19 protein-coding genes are annotated in these 17,147 nt (G+C 69.8%); 15 read left to right on the forward strand and 4 right to left on the reverse strand.

The genetic code is table 11. The annotated features are described in order from the left end of the window. The first annotated feature begins 522 nt into the window (after positions 1-522). Both AB0I73_RS36820 and AB0I73_RS36825 read left to right on the forward strand, forming a co-directional pair. Positions 523-1,194, forward strand: a complete 672-nt coding sequence (locus AB0I73_RS36820) for a hypothetical protein (RefSeq protein ID WP_363044778.1) — start codon at positions 523-525, stop codon at positions 1,192-1,194. A 228-nt stretch (positions 1,195-1,422) separates the two neighbouring features. Next, on the forward strand, positions 1,423-2,589 hold the full coding sequence (locus AB0I73_RS36825) for an ISAs1 family transposase (RefSeq protein WP_363044779.1): 1,167 nt from the start codon (positions 1,423-1,425) through the stop codon (positions 2,587-2,589). Between the two features lie 259 nt (positions 2,590-2,848). On the opposite strand, the gene AB0I73_RS36830 is transcribed toward AB0I73_RS36825, so the two are convergent. Then, positions 2,849-3,799 carry a hypothetical protein gene (locus AB0I73_RS36830; protein ID WP_363044780.1) on the reverse strand — a complete coding sequence of 317 codons (951 nt, stop codon included), beginning with the start codon at positions 3,797-3,799 and terminating at the stop codon, positions 2,849-2,851. Positions 3,800-4,347: 548 nt separating this feature from the next. On the opposite strand from AB0I73_RS36830, the gene AB0I73_RS36835 reads away from it, so the two are divergent. The 6 genes from AB0I73_RS36835 to AB0I73_RS36860 all read left to right on the forward strand — a co-directional run bounded on the left by AB0I73_RS36835 (position 4,348) and on the right by AB0I73_RS36860 (position 9,478). Beyond that, a complete protein-coding gene (locus tag AB0I73_RS36835; protein ID WP_363044781.1) occupies positions 4,348-5,820 on the forward strand; it encodes a serine/threonine-protein kinase in 1,473 nt (490 codons plus the stop codon). 191 nt (positions 5,821-6,011) lie between these two features. After that, on the forward strand, positions 6,012-6,197 hold the full coding sequence (locus tag AB0I73_RS36840) for a hypothetical protein (protein ID WP_363044782.1): 186 nt from the start codon (positions 6,012-6,014) through the stop codon (positions 6,195-6,197). Beyond that, entirely contained in the window at positions 6,190-6,816 is a 627-nt protein-coding gene (locus tag AB0I73_RS36845; protein WP_363044783.1) for a sigma-70 family RNA polymerase sigma factor, read from the forward strand. The genes AB0I73_RS36840 and AB0I73_RS36845 overlap by 8 nt, the downstream gene beginning before the upstream one ends. Further along, positions 6,813-7,490: a hypothetical protein gene (locus tag AB0I73_RS36850; RefSeq protein ID WP_363044784.1), complete on the forward strand. Its 678-nt coding sequence runs from the start codon at positions 6,813-6,815 to the stop codon at positions 7,488-7,490. The genes AB0I73_RS36845 and AB0I73_RS36850 overlap by 4 nt, the downstream gene beginning before the upstream one ends. Positions 7,491-7,660: 170 nt before the next feature. Then, on the forward strand, positions 7,661-8,170 hold the full coding sequence (locus AB0I73_RS36855) for a hypothetical protein (protein WP_363044785.1): 510 nt from the start codon (positions 7,661-7,663) through the stop codon (positions 8,168-8,170). Between the two features lie 258 nt (positions 8,171-8,428). Continuing rightward, the gene (locus tag AB0I73_RS36860) at positions 8,429-9,478 is read left to right on the forward strand and encodes an IS110 family transposase (RefSeq protein WP_363044786.1); all 1,050 of its coding nucleotides are present in this window, start codon (positions 8,429-8,431) and stop codon (positions 9,476-9,478) included. Here AB0I73_RS36860 and AB0I73_RS36865 read toward each other — a convergent pair. Both AB0I73_RS36865 and AB0I73_RS36870 read right to left on the reverse strand, forming a co-directional pair. Beyond that, on the reverse strand, positions 9,426-10,016 hold the full coding sequence (locus tag AB0I73_RS36865) for a DUF4238 domain-containing protein (protein WP_363044787.1): 591 nt from the start codon (positions 10,014-10,016) through the stop codon (positions 9,426-9,428). The genes AB0I73_RS36860 and AB0I73_RS36865 overlap by 53 nt on opposite strands. After that, positions 9,944-11,242: a hypothetical protein gene (locus AB0I73_RS36870; protein ID WP_363044788.1), complete on the reverse strand. Its 1,299-nt coding sequence runs from the start codon at positions 11,240-11,242 to the stop codon at positions 9,944-9,946. The genes AB0I73_RS36865 and AB0I73_RS36870 overlap by 73 nt, the downstream gene beginning before the upstream one ends. Before the next feature lie 566 nt (positions 11,243-11,808). Between AB0I73_RS36870 and AB0I73_RS36875 the strand changes: the two genes are divergently transcribed. The 4 genes from AB0I73_RS36875 (at position 11,809) to AB0I73_RS36890 (ending at position 13,191) form a co-directional block, all read left to right on the forward strand. After that, entirely contained in the window at positions 11,809-12,057 is a 249-nt protein-coding gene (locus tag AB0I73_RS36875) for an antitoxin MazE7 (protein WP_363044789.1), read from the forward strand. 2 nt (positions 12,058-12,059) lie between these two features. Next, positions 12,060-12,437 carry a toxin Doc gene (locus AB0I73_RS36880; RefSeq protein WP_363044790.1) on the forward strand — a complete coding sequence of 126 codons (378 nt, stop codon included), beginning with the start codon at positions 12,060-12,062 and terminating at the stop codon, positions 12,435-12,437. Between the two features lie 88 nt (positions 12,438-12,525). Beyond that, positions 12,526-12,834, forward strand: a complete 309-nt coding sequence (locus AB0I73_RS36885; protein ID WP_363044791.1) for a DUF6300 family protein — start codon at positions 12,526-12,528, stop codon at positions 12,832-12,834. A gap of 165 nt (positions 12,835-12,999) precedes the next feature. Then, positions 13,000-13,191, forward strand: coding sequence for a hypothetical protein (locus AB0I73_RS36890; RefSeq protein ID WP_363044792.1), 192 nt, complete (start codon positions 13,000-13,002; stop codon positions 13,189-13,191). Between the two features lie 239 nt (positions 13,192-13,430). Here AB0I73_RS36890 and AB0I73_RS36895 read toward each other — a convergent pair whose 3' ends face one another. Beyond that, positions 13,431-14,165, reverse strand: coding sequence for a BlaI/MecI/CopY family transcriptional regulator (locus AB0I73_RS36895; RefSeq protein WP_363044793.1), 735 nt, complete (start codon positions 14,163-14,165; stop codon positions 13,431-13,433). A 1,116-nt stretch (positions 14,166-15,281) separates the two neighbouring features. Here AB0I73_RS36895 and AB0I73_RS36900 point away from each other — a divergent pair. The 3 genes from AB0I73_RS36900 to AB0I73_RS36910 form a co-directional block, all read left to right on the forward strand. After that, a complete protein-coding gene (locus AB0I73_RS36900) occupies positions 15,282-16,559 on the forward strand; it encodes an ATP-binding protein (RefSeq protein ID WP_363044794.1) in 1,278 nt (425 codons plus the stop codon). A gap of 58 nt (positions 16,560-16,617) precedes the next feature. Beyond that, positions 16,618-16,803 carry a hypothetical protein gene (locus AB0I73_RS36905; protein WP_363044795.1) on the forward strand — a complete coding sequence of 62 codons (186 nt, stop codon included), beginning with the start codon at positions 16,618-16,620 and terminating at the stop codon, positions 16,801-16,803. Positions 16,804-16,868: 65 nt separating this feature from the next. Continuing rightward, the coding region (locus tag AB0I73_RS36910) for a hypothetical protein (RefSeq protein WP_363044796.1) at positions 16,869-17,147 on the forward strand (279 nt) is incomplete at its 3' end.

The raw sequence follows: 17,147 nt of genomic DNA on the forward strand, positions 1-17,147 counted from the left end.
CTGGTCCCCAATCCTGGTTGTTTTTTTGGTCTGGGGCGCGCCGGGGCGCTTGGTGTGCGCGTACCCTGCCCGCCGCCGGGGGGGGGGCCCGCTCGCCGGGCCCGCCCCCGACCGTTTGCGCCTGCTCGGTTGATTGGAACCAAGGACGTGACGTGAATCACTCGCGGTTCATAACGGAGGCGCCCGGCGATTTTCGCAGCTCGGCGACCTGTTCACCAGCTTCTGTGCCGCCCGGAGGGCGCCTCCGGCTTGCTGTCTCCCTGTACCTCTACTTCCGGCGCCGGCGCGGCCCGCGTGGTGGACCCGGCTCTGGCCCGGCCTGGGGGAAGAAGCCACCGGCCGCCGGTCCTCCTCCACCACCAGGCGGTGATCGTCGCGGGCGGGTGGCTTCTTCCTTGCCTGAGATCGGAGAGCCCGGGACGTATGCGTGATGGGCTGGTATCTCGCGCGCGATGGGCCGGTCCCAGAAGTCCCGAGCGCAGCCCGAGACGGTAGCCGTGGCGGTCCGTATGGTCCGCGCCCATGACTCACACGAACACGACTCAGCCCGCCCGCCGCAAGCCGCGCCGCCGGGGTCGTCCGTCGCTCCTGACTCCGGCCGTCATGGATCTGCTTGCCCGGGCCACCGCCGTGGGCCTGCCGATGAAGCAGGCTGCCGACGCGGCCGGGGTCGGCCGCTCCACCTTCCTGAACTGGATGCGCCTCGGCGAGGACGCCGTCGAGGAGAAGCACGGCGGGCACCTGGACGTCGACTCCCCCGACCCGCACGCGGCCCTGTACGCCCGTGTCACCCGGGCCCGCGCGGCGGCAGCTGCCCGCGCCACCGGCCAGATAGAGGAGGCGGCCCGCGGAGCCGTCGTCTCGGAGACGTACCGGACGTGGACGGACCCCATCACCGGCGAGACCCGGAGCGAGCGACGCGTCCGCCGGCGGCCGGACGACTGGCGGGCGTCCGCGTGGCTGCTCGTGCGACTGGACCCGGAACCGAAGTCGCTCGACGAGTTGCTGGACGAAGAGGAGGCGCGGATCCGAGCCGAGCGCGGGGAGACCGCGATGGAGCGGGCCCTCACGCCGCACCTCCAGGACCTCGCGGAGCGTCTGCAGCGGACGCTGGCGCAGTACCGGGAGGAGGACGACACACCGGCCGCGGCGGACGACGGCACCGGGTCCGACTTCCGCGAGACACCCTCGTAGAGAAGTTGTCGGCGTCGACGGAGCGCTCAGGGGACCCCTTGACCAGGCAGCTCAGGGGCCAGGGTCTTTGCGTGAAAGCGATCGGTCCAGGTTCGGATCCCTCGTCCGTGACGTGGCGTCATGTCCCGGTCTGGGTGAATAGCAGTACAGGCACGGCGCTGGTGATCATGTGGTTGTCGAGACCCATGAGAACCGAGCGAGACCGTGCCTGCCCCTGCATCATCTCCCATGCCCTGCGCGCTGGATTACCTGGCCCGCGCCGAAGCCGTCGCGCCCGTCACCGATGCCGTGCGGCTGCACCACTACCTGACCCTCGTACCCGATCCGCGTGATCGCCGGGGCCGCCTGTATCCGCTGGTTCCGCTGCTGTCGGCTGCCGCGGCGAGCGTGCTGGCCGGCGCGCGGTCGCTGACCGCCATCGGCGAATGGATCGCCGATGCTCCGCGCTGGGCGCTACGGGTCCTGGGCTTCGCACCAGATCCGCTGACCGGCCGGATCCCGGTGCCGCATCCGGGCACCGTGCGCCGACTGCTGGCCCGCGTGGACGGCGACGTGTTGGACGCCGCGATCGGCGCCTTCCTCGCCGCCCGGAACACCCTCGCCCAGGAGGACGGGCTGCGGCCGATCGCCGTGGACGGCAAGACCGTACGCGGCTCCCGCACCACGAGCACCCCAGCCATCGCCCTGCTGGCCGCCATGACCCACAACGGAGACGTCCTCGCCCAGCGCCAGGTCGCCGACAAGAGCAACGAGATCCCCGCCTTCGCCCCGCTGCTGGACGCCCTCGACCTGACCGACACTGTGATCACCGCGGACGCCCTGCACACCCAGCACGCCCACGGCACCTATCTCCGCACCCGCGGCGCCCACTACATCGCCCACGTCAAGGCCAATCACCCCGGCATCTTCGACCGCGTCCGCCGCCTGCCCTGGCGCGAGATCACCCTCGACCACTACGACCGCACCCGGGCCCACCACCGCCTGGAGATCCGCAGGCTCAAGACGGCCGCCTTCGCCCACATCGACTACCCCGACGCTAAACAAGCCCTCCAAGTCGTGCGCTGGAGGCGGGACTTCACCACCGGCAGGCTCACCATCGAACGCGTCTACCTGATCACCAGCCTGCCGCCCGGCGCGGCGACCGGCGCCCAGCTCGCCGCCTGGATCCGCGGCCATTGGACGATCGAGAACCTGCTGCACCACGTGAGAGACCGCACCTTCCGCGAGGACGACTCCAAAGTCCGCACCGCCGCCCTGCCCCGCACCATGGCCAGCCTGCGCAACCTCGCCATCGGCGTCCACCGCCAGGACGGCCACACCAACATCGCCGCGGCCCTCCGCCAGGCCGCCCGCGACCGTCACCGACCCCTGACCGCCCTCGGCCTCACCAGATGAACCCGGACAAGATCACTTCACGCAATGACCCTGGGTCCTGACGAGCCTAAAAGACCCCGCGCCTGGATGGTGGACGCCATTGGCAAAGCTCAACGAAAGCCGGTGACACAGGGGCGCCGATGTCCGCGTTCAGGTCGAGGGCCACAGCAGGGTCCGCACAGCCGGTGTCAGGCGCCCCGTGTCAAGGACTCCGGCGGCATATCTACGGCCCATTTGTCTTTCGGTGCGCCGCTTCCAGAAGACGCCCTTGGTGCCCTCGTTACGAATCATTTATCCCGCTCATTTCCATGTGCAGGTTGAAGCACCGTCGGCAGATGTCCTCTTCCGCCACGGGGACGAAGTACTCGAGGCAGCTGCACAGACGCAGGCCGGTGAAGACCTCGGCGCAGTTGAAGCACATGTCGATCGGCTGCCCCGGAGCGGCCGCCGTGCGCACACCGACGATGAGTGTTCGGGTCCAGCACTCGGGGCAGTCACCTGAGGAGACGTCGTCCTCGATGTTCCCAGTTTCGAAGCTCTCCGTGTAGGCGTACGCGAGTTGTTCGCTGTCCCAGGCGCGTGGGCAGAAGTGGCACCTGCTGCCCTCCCGGTCCACAACGAGTGCCCACTCATGACAGGACGGACATTGCGCCGTTTTGTCCGCGTGCTCCTTGAGCTCTACGTGCAAGCGGGTCCGACGTGTCTCCACGTAGGTACCGATCTCCCGTACACCATGGCGCACGAAATCCATATCTTTCTGCAGGGCGGCGAGCTGCTCATCCTTCAAGGCGGGCATCAGGTGCTCGTCCAAGAAGCGCATGAGGAAGTCCAGCACGCTCGCCGCTTGCTTCTCCACCAGGGCGACTGTCTCCTGAAGCCCCCAGTGCTGCAGGCGGTTGCGGAGCTTCGCCAGCTCCTCTACCGCTTCGCGGTCGTCCTTCCTGACGGGCACCCCGACCATGTCGACGAGCCTGCGCATCGACTCAGCAACCGTGGCGCTCTCGAATTCGCCCCTGTCGTACTTCTCCTTGGTGCACTTGCTGAGGTCCTTCACGACCAGTGACCAGTGCGCTATCTGAAGGCGCGCTTTGACCAGCACCTCGGTGGCAGCCTGAAGGTGAAGGACCGCGTACTTCAGATCCCGCGGAGAGACCTCTGCGTCGGGTCGCGCAAGCCGGGCGACAACCTCCGAGAGGTAGTCGATGCCATTCGGCACGGGCAGGAAATCCACCCGGGGACCGTCCACGCCTCTACTTCTCTCGCCAGAAGATCCTCTTTTGCTCACGCCCACCCCTCACGGAATTGCTGCCCATCCTGCCCAGTTGACCAGAGCGGAAGACTAACCAGCGTGGATGCGGCCATGTCCAACCGCCTGGCCACGGCACAGAAGGCGCGGCAGGCTGCCGAACAGGAGCACCTGGCGGCGATCGAGGCTCTGCTCCAGCGCCAGAAGGCTCTGATCAAGCCGGTGGTGGAGTTCGTCCACCACGAGGCCGGCACCCACCCCAGCGTCGCCCCGCCACGGCAGCCCCGAGTTCGCCATGGGAGTGCCCGTGTACGTACACGGGAAGCCCTACGCGGTCATCTGCCCCCCCGCCACGACGGCCGGAGTGACCCCGAGTCGGACACGCCACGGGTCTCGGGAATCAGGCACCCAGGGGCCCGGCTCGGGCGCGCGGGACAACACGGATACACCACTGTCAGTGGTCCCTGGGAGGATAGAAGTGGGGCGAAACCGTCCTCGCTGGACAGCAGTTGACGATGGAGACAACACGCACCATGAGACTGGCACTGAACAAGGAGTGGGCCGTCGGCGCCCGCATCGGGGGCGGCGGCTTCGGCGCCGTGTTCGAGGCGGAGAACACCGCCGGCGAGCAGGCGGCGGTGAAGCTCGTGCCCAAGGCACCGGGCACCGAGCGCGAGATGCTGTTCACCAACCTGGACGGCGTCCGCAACGTGGTGCCGGTCATCGACAGCGGCGAGCACGAAGACCAGTGGGTACTGGTGATGCCCCGTGCCGAGAAGTCTCTGCGCGACCACCTCCAGGAGCACGGTCAGCTGCCCCTCAACGAGGTGGTCGCCGTTCTGTCCGACGTCGCCGAAGCACTCGCCGACCTCAAGGACCGCGAGATCATCCACCGCGACCTCAAGCCGGAGAACATCCTGCTGCTCGGTGGCCGCTGGTGCCTCGCCGACTTCGGAATCGCCCGTTACGCCGAAGCCACCACCGCCAAGCGCACCTTCAAACTCGCGGGTACCCTCGCGTACATGGCCCCCGAACGCTGGAACAACCAGCGGGCCACCAGCGCCAGCGACATCTACGCCCTGGGCGTCCTGGCATACGAGCTCTTGGAGGGCACCCCGCCCTTCACGGGACCGTACGAACATGACTTCCACGATCAGCACCTGCACGGAACCCTGCCGCCCCTTACCACCGCTCCGCCCCTTCTGGCGGCGCTGGTCACCGAGTGCCTCTTCCGGGCCCCGCAGGGCCGCCCGGCGGCCGGCAACGTGCTCGCCCGGCTGGGGCAGATCCCCGCGGTCCCGCTCTCCGGCGGGCTGGCCGCGCTTGCGGAAGCCAACCAGGGCGCGGTCGCGCGCCAAGCCGAAGCTGACCGCCGGGCTTCGGCACATGCCACCGAGGCCGATCGACGCAAGGTCCTGTTCGAGGCTGCCACGGCCTCCTTTTCCTTCATCGCCGACGCCTTCCTTACGACTCTCACGACCGCCGCCCCGAGCGCGGAGGTACGCAAGGACAACCAGGAAGGGTGGACCGTCCGGATCAACGACGCCCAGCTGACCCTGTCCGGACCGAGGCAGACCGCCCCCGAGGTCTGGCGCACCACCTCGACGCCGGCGCCGTTCGACGTCATTGCCTCCGCGACCCTCTCCCTGAAGGTCCCCGCCAATTACCACGGGTACGAGGGCCGCAGCCACTCCCTCTGGTACGCCGACGCGCAGACGGCAGAGCAGTATCAGTGGTTCGAGACCGCCTTCATGGGCACACCGTTCGGGCCGCAATCGACGGCCGTGAAGCCCTTCGCGCTACCACCGCAAAGCGACGCTGCCACCGCCCTCCGCCCAGTGATTGGTGGGGCTCAGGTGGCATGGCCCTTCATGCCGCTGGTCATTGGGGACATGGACGAGTTCATCAGCCGGTGGGCTGACTGGCTTGCCCAGGCGGCGACCGGGCGACTCGCCCACCCCAGCCGCATGCCTGAACGCGACCCCCAGGGCTCCTGGCGGCGGTGACCACACGGGGCCGCCTGGCGGCGGCCCCGATCCGAGCGGGCACGAGACCCATGTCACACCAGGCCTGATGTCACGGTTTCCGGCCCTGCCAACACTCCCTTGATGCGACGGGCGCACTGGGCGCCTCAAGCAGCATCGAGGGGGACAGGTTGCCAGAGACAGTGATCGGGTTAGCGGCACTGGGCGCGATCTTGAGCGCACGGCTGCTCTACCAGTGGATCCGCAGCCGGACGCAGGTCCAGCTGGCCCGCCTCACCCAGCAGGGCGCCAGCGACCGCGTTCGTGCCCTCCCGCCGGGCAGCAAGGTCACTGAACGCAGGGCCGGCGAGGAACTGCGCATCGAGGTCGGCGCGGCCGGCGGAGACGCCCGTGACTGACTTCGAGATCCATCTGGAGACCGCACAGCTCGAACTGGAGCCCTTCCGACGGCACGCCATCAGCCACGTACCTGCCGTGTCTGCGCCAGAGCCGCCGATTCCGGCGGCTCCGCCACAGCAGCGTGGCAGCGTCGCCCGGGTGGAGTTTGCCCAGTTCTACGAGCAGCACATGGCCAAGCTGGTCCGCCACCTGCTGCGGCAGGGAGCCAGCGGCCACGAAGCAGCAGAGGCCGCCCAGGCCGCCTTCGCTGAAGCGTTCGTGAAGTGGGAGACCATCGATTACCCCGCCGCCTGGCTTCGGAAGGTCGCTATCCGCCTCTACCTGCGCCAGCCAGTCCGCCGCGAGGACCTCACCGACGACGTCCCGGAACTGCCGGGCGGCGTCTGCCCCCTGCGCTCAGTGGAACTCAAAGAGGAAGAGACCCGCGTTTACGCCGCCCTCGCAGCCCTGCCGCCTCTGCAACGCGCGGTCCTCGCCTGGCATCTGGACGGCTTTGCGACCAGCGAGATCGGCGATGCCCTCGACATGACCCACGAAGCCGTACGGCAGAACCTGAGCCGCGGCCGCGCCCGGCTCAAGACAATCCTGCTCAGCGCGAACGACGGAGGCGAGCGATGACCCACTACGACAGCGACGCCGAACTCGATGCCCTGCTGCGGTCCGCGGACGACGCAGTGCTGACCGCTGTGGAGGACGGCCTGGACCTCGACGCAGGCCGCGCGGTTCTCTTTGCCCAGGTGACGGCCCGCGAACACGGAGACCGCCAGCCCCTTGGCTGGAAGATCGGCCCGGACGGGAGCGTCACCGACTTCGCCGACATCCCAGTGGAAGCGGCCCTCCAACGAGAGATTTACCCGAACGGATCAGTACGGCACAGCACTCGCGTGAACGACGTCAATGGCCGGGTCACCCAGATCCTGGACCTGCTGGATCGGATCTCCTACGACCTCGACCTGCTCCGGCGATGGCTGGACTGCCTGTCGGAGGAGCGACCGCTGGGGCCGGGGCACGTGGAGAACGTCGCCACACTGCTCGCTGCTCTGGTCGTGGGGGTTCAGGAACGGAACATGAGTGAGGAGACGGCTCTTGGCCTCGTTGACCAGGCCAAGGCGGTACTGCGGACCCTCTGGACAGACGTCCGTCCCCACATCGAGGTGGAGGAGGACCGGCGTTCAGCTGCGGACCGGCTCCTCAACCTGGAACTCGCCCTGGTGGCTACCAAGTCCCTTGTGGTCGAGCTGTTCGCCGACAACGGAGACCAGTCGTCCCTTCGCCCAGTGCCCACATGGTGATGCCGACCAGACAAACCACGGGCCCCGGGGGATCAGCCATGACATCCCCGGGACCCGGCTTTATGGAGTCACCCGATCCGACGATCCCGCGACCTCAACGTCACGCGGCCCAGCGGCGGTGAACCAGAGCAAGGGGAACACCGCCGAGAATCTGCTGTACACCTGGCGGTGTGAAGCTAAGTGACCTCAGCCCGCTGATGGCACGCCGCCAAGACGGCGGCCTCAGCTATGACCGTTTCCGCGTCGACCCTGCGCTGGCCTCACTTCAGTGGCCGGATGACGTCCTCGAACAGTTCCTCTTCGACCACGGCGACAACACCGCCTTCGTGTACGACTACGACAGCATCGACCTACGCGACGTCACGTGGCGGCTCGAGACGATCCCGGCCACGGACTTCAGCGGGATGCCGACCGGAGCGTCCGATGCCGGCTGTATCGAGAGCTTCGCCGAGAACCCGGTGCACTGGGTTAAGGGTCGCCCCCCAGAGATCGGCCGGCACTGGGAAGAGCACGGAACGTGGCTGCGCCCGTCGATCCTGATCGACCGACGCCTCCTGGACCCGTCAGATAGCGGGCTGCAGGTCCTGGAGGGCAGAACGCGCGTCGGTGTCCTGCGCGGCCGCCTGCGGGAGGGACTGCACGTTGCGCCCCACCATCAGGCCTGGGTCGGACATCCTTGAGAACGCTCATGAACCGCCGACTTATATGGGGGAAGCGGGACGCGGTCGGGTTGGCCGCTCGTAGCGTGCCGTAGGACGCCGGGCCGGGTGACTCGTGAACCGTCTGCCGCTCTTCGTGGCTGGCTCTCCCGGGGTATGTCGCCGGTCCGGTGTCCGTCCGCGGTCTGACTCAACAGAGGCGTGTCCCGGTCGTCTGGTTCCAGAAGTCGGCGTGTCGGTCGTGGCTGCTCTGTCGTTCGACCGTGAGGAACACAGCCCGTGATATTGCTCGGTGTCGATCCACACAAGTCCACCCACACCGCCACCGCCGTCGAGCCGGAATCGAACCTGCAGGCCGGGTCGATGCGGATCGAGGCGAGCCTGACGGATTACCGGCGGCTGCTGGCCTGGGCCAAGCGATGGCCGCAGCGCAAGTGGGCTGTGGAGAACGCCAACGGACTGGGCCGGCATCTTGCTCAGTGGCTCATCGCCCGCGGCGAGAGCGTCGTCGATATCCCTGCCGCGGCGACCAGCCGGGTGCGCGAACTCTCCCGCGGTGGGCGGCGCAAGAACGACCAGATCGACGCTGCGGCCGCAGCCACCGTCGCCTGTCTGCAGGGAGACGGACGGGACGTCGAGGCCGAGGACCACACCACGGCGCTGGCTCTCCTGGACGAACGGCGTGTGAACCTGGCCCAGGCCCGGGTCCGCACGGTCAACCAGCTCCACGCGCTGCTGCGTGACCTGCTGCCCGGCGGCGCCCCGACCCAGCTGTCCGCGGACCTGGCCGCCAGGCTGCTGCGGTCGGTCCGTCCCGCCGGCGACGTCGAGACCGTCCGCAAGGACATCGCCTGGGACCTGGTCGCCGAGATCCGGAAACTGGACAAGCAGCTCACGGACAATGCTGCCCGGATGCAGAGCCTCGTGGAGGCATCGAGCAGCACACTGATGGACACCCCGGGTGTCGGGCCGGTCATGGCCGCTCGGCTGATCGGCCGCACCCGACGGGCTCACCGCTTCCCCACCTCGGCGGCGTTCGCGAACTACGCCGGCGCTGCCCCGGTGGAGATCGCCAGCGCGGACAAGGCCCGCCACCGGCTCTCCCGCTCCGGCGACCGCCAGCTCAACTCCGTCCTCCACACCATCGCGGTCGTGCAGATACGGATGCCGAAATCACCCGGACACGCCTACTACCAGTGGAAACTCTCCGAGGGTAAGACGCCGAAGGAAGCGAAGCGGTGCCTGAAACGCCGACTGGCCGACCATGTCTGGCGCGTCATGATCGCCGACGAGCGAAGGACCAAGTCACTCCCCATGCAAGGGGCTTGACAAGACACAGAGGCACCCCGGGTTCGACAGCGGCCGTCCCAGCCGTTCCTCGCAGTGGCCCACTGCCTCCTGCGCCCACAGGGCCGGGAACAGATGGTGGCCGACCTGTTCGTCGAAGGACCTGAACGCCTGGGTGCGCACGACCTGCCAGGCCAGCGCGTCCACCGCGGAGAGCGTGTTGTGCCTCCTCCAGCGGCCACTGTCCCTCCCGCAAGGCGCGCAGAACCGGCGCACACGGGCCGTCGACGTGGCGGTCCAGGTAGGTCTCCAGTGCCACGCGCCGCTCGCCCTCGGCGAGGGGGTCGGTGTTGAGGTGCCGGGCCACGGCCGCGCGCCGCACGGGGGTGCGATGCTCCGCGCCGCCGCGCCGCCGTCCGAGCACGTGTCCGTCCTCGGCGAAGGCCCGCAGCCAGTGCTTCGGCACCAGATGGTGCTCCTTGGCCGTGCTCGCTCCCACCCGGTCTCCTACAGCGCCGCACCGGCGGGCTCGGACGGCATCTGCCCGGCCGCGGCATCCCGCCAGGGGTAGCTGTCCCATCCGGCGTCCAGGACGGCGTTGCGAGCGTGGGTGTGACCGGACAGCGCCTCGCGCAGGGCATAGGTGGAACGCTGGGCGTCGGCAGCCCGCTCCAGCAGGAGCCGGCCGACGGGGGCGTCGGTGATGGTGACCATGTTCTCCAGCTCGCTGATGCTGCACACCGTGACGGGCACCTCGGTGGCCGGCAGTTGCGGCCGCTGGACCGGGGCGTTGACGATGTGGAACGGCTCCATCGTCACGATCAGTCCGTGCACGGGCCGGTCGGTGGGCACTCCGGCGAACTCCTTCTGCCCGCCGGCGATCAGGGCGGCGGTGTTGTCGATCTGTTCATAGGCGCGGCCGAGCATGCGCCTCACCTCGTCGATCCGCTGCTCGCTGGCCAGGCGCAGATGCGCGGTGGGCCGCACGGACTTCACCTCCACCAGCAGCACCAGCTCCTCGGTGACGACGATCCAGTCGACGCTGAGCGCCTTGCTCCGGCCGTAGACGATCTCTGGCTGGACCGTCGCGTCGGGCAGCAGCCCGAGCTGGCGGCCGACGTAGGCCTCGAACAAGTCGCCCAGGTCCTGCGTGAAGGCGTCACCGTACCGGGCGGCGCCGGTGTAGTAGATGCCCAGCGGGCTGGCCTTGGCCGGGATCAGCTGGCTGACCGGTGCGAGCAATCCGGGGCCGTAGCCCTTCACCAAGGGCGTGCCGCGCAGCGGGTTGTACTCGTAGCGGCGCAGGAGCGGATCGGTGGTCATCCGGGCCCGCTCGTTGACCTGCCGGAAAGCGGCCGCATCAGTCACGAAGTGCTTCTCGGCCACCGACAGGATGGTCATGGCCGGGATCTCCGCACAGATCCGCTCCGCACCGGGCGCCTTGAGCGAGTCCGGATCGAACCGGCCGGCGCAGCTGATCGCCGACGCCCACAGCAACTGGGCGATGCCGACGTAGTGCGACAGGCTCGTGCCCAGCAACTCCTCTTCCCAGCCCGGACGCAGACACCGTGCCGGGCGCGTGCCCACCGTCTGCGTGAGCATGGCCCCGGCACGGGCCAGGTCCTGGAACACCGACTCCTGGTAGGTCATCTGCTCCCCGGAGGCGCGCAGCAGCCACCGGCCCAGAGCGTCCTCGTCGGTGTCACGGAGAAAGTGGTCCTCCAGCCGCACGTACATGTCCACGATGCGGAGCAGGTCCTCATCGTCCGCGTCCTTGCGGTGCTCGTTTCCGCACACAAGCGACACTCGGGCGGCGTCGGCCAGCGCCCATGGCGTGTACTTCCCGGACGGGCTCCGCAGCCACGACGACTCCAACGAATAGGTAGCCGACGCTCGCGCGATCAGCGGCAGCAGAGCACTGGGCCGGTGCCTCCGCACCCGCGCCACATAATCCCCATCCCGTACCGCCCGACTCCCTGATGCCCACGTCATGCACTCAAGGATCCCGTGCCCGCCCTTGCGCTGTCCTGCCTATTACAGCCCTATGCACCCACGGATCAGCACTGGTGCCCGCGACCGGTATGCCCTCTGCGGACACCTGCTGTGCCCCGCGCACCTGCCGCCGCTGGCGCTGTCGGCCACGGGCGCCGGCACGGTCAGGAATCGAAGGGCGGGGCGAACAGTCCCCGGCACCGGCCGTTGCCGTCGACCCCCTCTCGCAGACCTCGTTCCACTCACCCATCGGAGCCGGAGGGCAGGGGCGGGGCTGGCTCGCAAAGGTCCGTGTCATGGGCGGGTGCGTACCCGGTCGCACCGTCCGCGACGGCCCGAGAGGTATTCATGAAGGTAGTCATGGGTGCATACTCGTAGGCATGGCAGACACAACCGTGAAGATCGACACCGAGACAAGAGACCGGCTGGCCGCCATCGCCGCCGCCCGGGGCACGAGCGTCCGCGCGCTGGTGGCGGAACTCGCCGTCCAGGAGGAGAACCAGCTGAAGCTGGGCCAGGCCACCACGGCCTTCCGACAGGCCGTCTCCCAGCCCGGGATCGCCGAGGCCTTCGACCGCGACTTCGGCGGCCTCCCCCAGGGCACCGACCGCATGCACCGGGCGGCCTGACCTTGGACCTGCACATCGACGTCCGCTGGCTCCTTGACCGGCAGGAGGAACTGCTCGGCAAAGAGCTGGCCGTGCGGGACTACTCCGGGCTCGTCGCCGCCGTGGCCCGGCACCGGGTGAACACCCCGCACATCGAGGTCGGCCAGCCCGACGCGTATTGGCGGGCGGCCGCGCTGCTGGAACAGCTCGTGCTGCTGCGGCCGCTGCCCGCGCGTAACGAGTACTTCGCCTACGGCGTCGCCGTGGCGTACGTCCGGGCGTCCGGCGAGACCGTGGACGCCTCCTACGAGCCGTGGCGTGACCTGATCACCGACATCCGCGCGCTGCGCCTGACGGTGTACGACATCGCCGACCGGCTCCGCTCGCTGCGCCCCGCCTGACCGGTCACCCCCTTCGACGAAGGGGCTGACCGCACAGTTCAGCGGGCCTTGGGCGAGAAGGCCATGTGCAGCGCAAGAGGGTGAGGCTGTGGCGATACCCAAGTTCGCTGATCGGCTGCCGCAGTGTTCACGGTGCGGGGGCGACCTCATCATGAGCGGCGTCGCGCCGCAGGACGACCAGGACGGGCCGCCGATCCACTGGGAGCCGTGCCCGTCCTGCGACGCCGAAGACGCGGACCGTCCCGCGGCCGGCCTCTTCGTCCAGTTCTTCGCAGACGGCGCAGGCCACGACGCCAGCCGTACGCGGGAGGCTGCGCATCTGCTGACGGAGTGGACGCAGGAGGGCATGACCGCTCACGGCCGGCGCCTCTTGGAGATGCCGCCCGACCCCTTCTGAACGAACGCAGCCCGGCGCTTCGGGGTGGCGTAGCCGGTGTGCCTGCTGAGGGGACCGCGCCGAGGAGTGATCCGCCGCACGTCCTGGTCTGCTGCGCCCACCCCGTCCACGCTCCCGTGCCGCCACGCCAACCCCGGCCGGGTGACCGGGCTCTACGGTGCACCGGTGAGCAACGAGATGCCGCGGGCCGGGGAGGACGAACTGCCCGAAGCCGACGCGGGCCTGACCGCACAGGGCGCACCGGGCGGCGGGCGGTGCGACGTCTCACGTCGACGCGCTGCACGTTCTCAGCAGGCGCCACCCTTGATTCTCGCGCGATGTCAACGAATCAAGGTCGTGGCCAGTGAAAACGTCTGACGTGCAGTGAGAGCCGGGCCGGCCGGCGAAGTGAGACGTCACACGCGCGGCTACCCCGTGGACGGCCACGCACAGGCACCCGGCGGCATCCCGCTGCAGAGGCCGGGGAGGAGGGGAAGGCCCCGCGCCCGGCAAGGGGCTCCCCACTCCTCATCAGCGGGCATTGTTGCCCGACCCCACGCATCGTGCTGCGGGCTCCCGCCAAGCCCGGACGGTGTCACCGCGGCCGGGCGAGGAAGTCAGGCCTGTGCCGGCGCCTTCCCGGCCTCCTCGACACCGGCCGTCTCGGCCGCCGGAGACGCTTCCATGGCCGTGTCTTTCGTAGCGGGCGCGGATTCGGCCACGGCGGTGTACAGCACGGTGTTCTTCTGCTTCATCCGCTCGACGCGGCTCTTGGCCACCAGCCGCTCCAGGGTGTTGCGCACGGTGTTGACGTCCCGGGCCCGCTCGGGGTACTCCCGCTCCAGGTCGCCGGCGACCTCACTCGCGGTGCGCGGCTGCCCGGCGTGCTTTTCGAGGACGGTCAACAGCAACTCACCCAGGGCCGGTTCACCGGCCGTGGATGCCGTCTTCTTCGCCGCGGGTGCCTGCTTCGCCGTGGTCTTCTTCGCCGCCGTCTTCCTGGCGGCCGTCTTCTTGGCCGTGGTCTTCTTCACGGGTGCCTCGGCCGGCTTGTCCTGCCGCTGCTGGGGAACAGCCGCAGAAGCCTCAACGGCCGCCTCGGTTACTTCGGCCGGCTCCGTGGGCCCGGACGCGCTGTCCTGCGGCTGCACCGGCTCGCCCTCGGGCGCCTGGGCACCAAAGCCGCTTTCGGCCGGGGCGGACACCGTCTCCAGCGCCTTCACCAGCCAGGCCTCATCCGCCTCGAGCTGCCCAAGACGCTCCCGCAGACGGGCCTGTTCCTCCCGGTTGGCCGCGAGGTCCTTGGTGAACTGGGCCGCGTACTGGCTCTGAAGACTCTGGGTGGTGGGCATTTCCGGCTCGTTGGCCACTGCTGCATGCTCCTCTGAACGGATGTGTTGCTGCCGGATGCTACCCACCCAAACGGTGCTATCGCCGCTGTCCTGGGCAATCACCACCCGTGCGAACCGCCGCACCCGGCTGCTGCACCTTCCCCGCCAGTCCATCGGACGAGACACCGGACGCGAAACATCTCACCCGCTCCCGCCCCACGGCCCACCCGGGCCCGACCCGCACAGACGCCCTGCCCGCGAAGGCGACACCGCCGTGACGCCTGTACGCGCCGCCCTGGGCCGCCGCGATGCACAGCGAGGCAAGGGGCAGCCGTGGACGACGACCACCGCATCCTCGAACGCCTCCCGGACAAGGCCAACCGCCTCCCACGCGAGACCAGCACCGTGATCGAACGCCGCTGGCACTTCGACTTCACCGTCCACCCCGAACGCATCGCCCAAGCGATGGACCTGGCCTCCTTCGCCCCCCGCGACCAGACCGTCTCCCGCTCCCGCCGCCGCCCAGTCCTACCGCGACCAGTACGGCCACCTCGCAGCCCCCGCCACCACCCCCGTCGGCGCCTGGCTCGCCAAGGCCCGCACCAAGCACCGCACCGGCCGGCTCCCCAAGCTGACGCACGCCTGGTCGCCGCGCTCATCGACGGCGACTGGACGGCCGAGGACGCCGTCCCGGCCGTCCCGATGCAGGACTCGTCCCGGCTCGCCCGCGGGGGAGCGGCCAAGCCAAAAGGCGGCCGAGTACGACCCGGTTGGACTGGTCGGCGTCTCGTGCCTGGCGGACGGCCCCGACACCGGGTGCGCCGGGGCGGTTCTCGACCGCGGCGGCCGCCTCGAGGTCCAGGACAAGATCTGGCCCTGGCTACGGTCGTTGAAGAGTGACGCCGCAGCCGTCATGGCCTCCGTCCTGCGGGACCATCCGCAATCCGCACAGCACTTCAGCGGTGTCGCCGACGACCGCACCGCCGATCCGCGCATACGCCAGGCAGGACGCGAGAGCGCCGCACCATAAGCACCCCGCTCGGTTTGACGTGGCAGCCGCACGCCGGACGGGACATGCACCGACGGCCAAGAGCGGTGCCACCGGCGTTGTCAGCGCCGGGCCGTAGGGTTTCGCGCATGGCCGGCTCCTGGACGCGACTGCACGAGCACCTCGGCGTGCCGCCCGGCCCCCTCTCCTTCGCCATGGTCGCCCGGGCCGCCGCCGACCGGCTGGCCGAGTTCGACGATCTGGACTGGAAGGAGCATCTTCCCCGGCCCCCGCGCGAGGGCCGGTTCAACGAGCCGGCCAAGGACGTCGCCGCGATGGCCAACACCCGCGGCGGCCTGATCAGCTTCGGGGTACGGGACACCACGTGCGAGCTGGTCGGCATCGACCCCGACGAGGCGAACACCGAGCAGTACGGCCAGTGGGTCCGCAACCACGTCCAGCCCTACCTGGCCGACCTCACCCTCACCCTTCTCACCTCGCCTGACGGCGCCCGCAGTGTCCTGGTGGCCGACGTCCCGGCCAGCCCCATGGCCCCCCATCTCGTCTACGGCACCGCCGCCCGGGACAAGGACCAGCAGGCCGCCGTCGCCCCCTACCGCGACCGCGACCACACCGCCTGGACGGCCGAGCACCAGCTCGAGCGCGCCTACCGCGACCGCTTCACCCGCGCCCAGCGCGCCGAGGACGAACTGCAGCAGATACTCGCCCACGCCCGCGACACCGTCGCCGCCCAGCAGCACGAGCCGGCCGTCTCCTTCTTCGCCCTCGCCCGCCCCGAACGCCCCCTGCCGCGCACCGCTCCCCGCCCCACCCGCGAGGACACCACCGCCGTGGCCGCCGCCGCCCGCCGCCACAGCCAGGCCGTCACGACGCCCGGCCCGTTGGCGAGCCTGCAGATCGTCACCCACCACCCGCGCCCCGGCCTGCGCCGCTGGGTCCTGAGCACCCTTCCCCTGAAAGACGCCCGCGGCGTCCATGCCGAACTGCACCACGACGGGACCGTGCTGCCGGCCGCCCACGTCTCCTGGCGCGCCGCAAGACAACACCGCACAGACGACAACCCCGACGCGGACCTTCGGGTGTCCCAGGACTTCGTCGGCGCCTGCTGCCGCGAGGTCTGCGCCCCCGCCCGGGAACTGGCGCGCCGGCCGCGGGTGGACAGCGCCCCGCAGCTGACCGCCACCCTCACCGCCGTCGCACCCTCCCCGGCGGCCCCGGCGCTGGTCCCCGTCGCCACCTACGACCACGCCTTCACACAGACTCCCGACCACGCCCGTCGCCTGCGCCGGATCCGGCCCGCAACCGGCACGCTGACCCCCGCCGACGACGCCGAGGCCCTGCAGGAGAATGCGCAGGAACTGTTCACCGACCTGATGAACCAGTTCGGCCTCGACCCACAGATGTGAGCGTCCGGGCGCAGCTGACCGCCGCCCGGCCACCCGACGCAAGAGAGCAGAGCCCGCCGTGTTCCAGGAGACCCCCATCTACAGCCGCCTCGTCGCCGAGCGCGGCGACATCCCCGCCCAGGTACGCGGTGAAGCCGACCGCATACGCCGCGACCTGGCCCGGGTGATGCCCGCGCCGCCCACCGCCCCCGGCCCGAAAATCCCGCCCGCCGCCCCGGCCGGTCACCAGAACGTCCTTCGCTAGGTGGCACTCCCGCGCGGGCGCCGTCCTGGTGGCGGGCGACTGCCCGCCCGACGGAGGCTGACGGGATGAGACTCGGTTCCGACCGGCGTTATCACCTGATCCTGATCACGGCAGGCCGCCCGACGATGCACGGCTGGTGGGGCAGCGAGGCCGTGGCCCGCGACAAGTTCGTCGTCTGGGTCGGCGTGTACGGTGCGCTGCCGGACGCCCGGGTCACCCTGGTCGATGAGGAGACCGGAGCGGTGCTGAGGGCGCTGTCACGTTGTTGGGAGCCTGGATCTCTGACAGCGCGTCGGGGCGTGGTGGGGGTCAGATTTCGGGCCGGTGCTCAGGCCTCGGCGGGC

Source organism: Streptomyces sp. NPDC050388 (assembly GCF_040655635.1).
In the GTDB taxonomy this organism is placed as follows: Bacteria; Actinomycetota; Actinomycetes; order Streptomycetales; family Streptomycetaceae; genus Streptomyces.

What these genes read in the sequence shown, in the direction of transcription:
- AB0I73_RS36865 (WP_363044787.1), bottom strand. Translation starts at nt 10,016, where the DNA reads ATGGGACAGCTACCCCTGGCGGGATGCCGCGGCCGGGCAGATGCCGTC.
- AB0I73_RS36895 (WP_363044793.1), bottom strand. Translation starts at nt 14,165, where the DNA reads ATGCCCACCACCCAGAGTCTTCAGAGCCAGTACGCGGCCCAGTTCACC.
- AB0I73_RS36825 (WP_363044779.1), top strand. Translation starts at nt 1,423, where the DNA reads ATGCCCTGCGCGCTGGATTACCTGGCCCGCGCCGAAGCCGTCGCGCCC.
- AB0I73_RS36875 (WP_363044789.1), top strand. Translation starts at nt 11,809, where the DNA reads ATGGCAGACACAACCGTGAAGATCGACACCGAGACAAGAGACCGGCTG.
- AB0I73_RS36820 (WP_363044778.1), top strand. Translation starts at nt 523, where the DNA reads ATGACTCACACGAACACGACTCAGCCCGCCCGCCGCAAGCCGCGCCGC.
- AB0I73_RS36900 (WP_363044794.1), top strand. Translation starts at nt 15,282, where the DNA reads ATGGCCGGCTCCTGGACGCGACTGCACGAGCACCTCGGCGTGCCGCCC.
- AB0I73_RS36850 (WP_363044784.1), top strand. Translation starts at nt 6,813, where the DNA reads ATGACCCACTACGACAGCGACGCCGAACTCGATGCCCTGCTGCGGTCC.
- AB0I73_RS36835 (WP_363044781.1), top strand. Translation starts at nt 4,348, where the DNA reads ATGAGACTGGCACTGAACAAGGAGTGGGCCGTCGGCGCCCGCATCGGG.